2 protein-coding genes are annotated in these 2115 nt (G+C 58.6%); one reads left to right on the top strand and one right to left on the bottom strand.

Features of this window, described 5'->3' with window-relative positions:
- A partial coding sequence (locus ACH2EH_RS04835; RefSeq protein ID WP_395139471.1) for an FAD-dependent oxidoreductase occupies window positions 1–924 on the top strand: 924 nt, incomplete at its 5' end.
- Here the strand turns inward: ACH2EH_RS04835 and ACH2EH_RS04830 are convergent.
- Window positions 921–2115, bottom strand: a 1195-nt coding sequence (locus tag ACH2EH_RS04830; protein ID WP_395139469.1) for a hypothetical protein, incomplete at its 5' end; no start/stop codon positions are given. The genes ACH2EH_RS04835 and ACH2EH_RS04830 overlap by 4 nt on opposite strands.

Raw genomic sequence — 2115 nt, 5'->3', positions numbered from 1 at the left:
GCGATTGTGCTTGCCAACAAAGCAGGACTCTCTGTCGCAAAAGCCAGTGTCTTTATTGATGCGACGGGCGACGGCGACTTAGCGGCGCGTGCGGGATGTACTTTTGCGCTTGGCGACGAGAGCGGCAAAACACAGGGGATGACGCTTTGCTTCACCGTGGCGGGCGGCTCGCGCACAAAATACCTGGAGTACGTGTATTCGATGGGCGATGGCTACCTGGCCAAGTTAGTGGCGCAGGCAAAGGCCGATGGCGCATGGGAGCTACCGGATAGCTCGCTGGTGGGAATGAGCTTTAAGAGCGAGAGTGTCGCCGGGTGCAATCTAGGTCATGTCTACGGCTACGATGCCACTGATCCACTCTCAATGAGCTTGGCCGAGCGTGAGGGGCGCAAAGTGATCGCAAAGCTCATGGCATTTTTGCGGCGCTATGTTCCCGGCCAGGAAAGTATCGAGCTGATCTCCAGCGGCCCACACATCGGGGTGCGTGAGTCGCGACGCATTGTAGGAGAGTACACGCTCACGCTGGAGGACTATCTTTCCTGCCGCACCTTCCCCGATGATATCGCCCGGTGCGCGTATTTCATTGACCTGCATGCCGTGACGACGGAAGTAGCCGCGCGGGCAAAGAGTGTGACAGACGGTGAAAAGCGCTCGTATTCACTGCCGCCCGGCCAGAGCCATGGGATCCCCTATCGCTGCCTCATCCCCAAAGGCATCGAAAATCTTCTGGTGGCGGGCCGCTGCCTCTCCGCCGAGCGCGCCGTCCAGGGCGCCACGCGCGTCATGCCGTTCTGCCTCGCCATGGGCGAGGCAGCGGGCCTCGCGGCAACCCTAGCCGTGGATTCAGAGGGCGCTGTCCGAAGCGTGGATATTATCGAGCTGCGTCAGCGACTCAAGGCTCAGGGAGCGTGGCTAGAGGGCTAATAAACCAGTGGCTGCTCGCATCCACCCGTCTCGCAGTTCCAGAGCTTTCCCTCGCCGCACACATCCCCATACAGCCGTCCCGGGCCGCACCCCGGACGCCCCGGCACATCAGGAATACTCGCACTGGGGTAAAACTTATCGTAGGCATTGTCTCGCACTTCGATGAGATCAGGAAACTCCCGCGTGATGAAAGTCTTATCCTTCACCACAAGAGACGCGCCCACCGATGCCTTGATCCCCAGTCCCACCTTGAGGTTAATCCCAGAAGGGCTGCTCTGAGCCTTAAGCTCCATATCCGCGTAGCCGTCGGCTTTTAGGTAGGGGCCCGCGAGACCCAAAAGACGTAGGGAGAGATCTGCTCCCGGCCCGACGGCACACTTGAAGGCGGTGATCTGGTTGAAGTTCAGCGGATTCATCGAGACCTTTCGGCTACTCACGGGAACCGCTCCCATTGTCGGGGAGTACACAAAGCCCGCCTGGAAAGTGATAAGCGACTGCGGCAGCTCAAAGCCCACCTCGAACTTCCCCTCACGGTTGAAATAAATCTCCAGAACGGGTACGTAGGGAATGGGAACAGGAACCCCACCCACAATCGCAATGAGATACAGGGTGGGTCCCACAAGAGTCTTCAGCTTTAGGCGCCCGTTTGAGATGGCCAGCTTCTGGGAAATCACGACCTTAAAACCCGACTTGATCTCCGTGGTTGGAATGTATCTATAGGACTGGAGTACCCCACCCTTAATGAGAATCTGAGAATCCGTCTTGAACTTAAAGGTAACCGCCCCCTCACAGACAACCCCATTGTCTTTCGTACCGGCGAGCACTGCCTTATGAAGAACAATCTTAAACTCACGGGACGTATCATCGGCGCGGCTACGGCCCGGCGGCACGAACTGCACATCCGGATCGTCGGGGGTGGTGTCCACGAAACCCGCCGGGTCGTACTCCTCAGGCAGACGTAGATCCGCTTGCTGGAAGACATCTTCAAGATACGCTTGCTCTGTTTGGATAACCACCCCGCCCGCGCCGTCGGGAGCGGTCGAGACGACGCGTAGCATGAAGCCCTCGCCTATTGTCCCAAGAAGCACTTGACCCGCCGTGAGCGTGGGGACACTTCCCGCCAGAGTGATACTGTTTTCCGTGCGCCCCGTCACACGAACAGAGCTGTCGTTGGGAAGCAAGACCGCATTG

This window comes from Armatimonas sp., from assembly GCF_043760365.1.
GTDB lineage: Bacteria > Armatimonadota > Armatimonadia > Armatimonadales > Armatimonadaceae > Armatimonas.
This window is presented reverse-complemented; position numbering and strand designations above follow the sequence as displayed.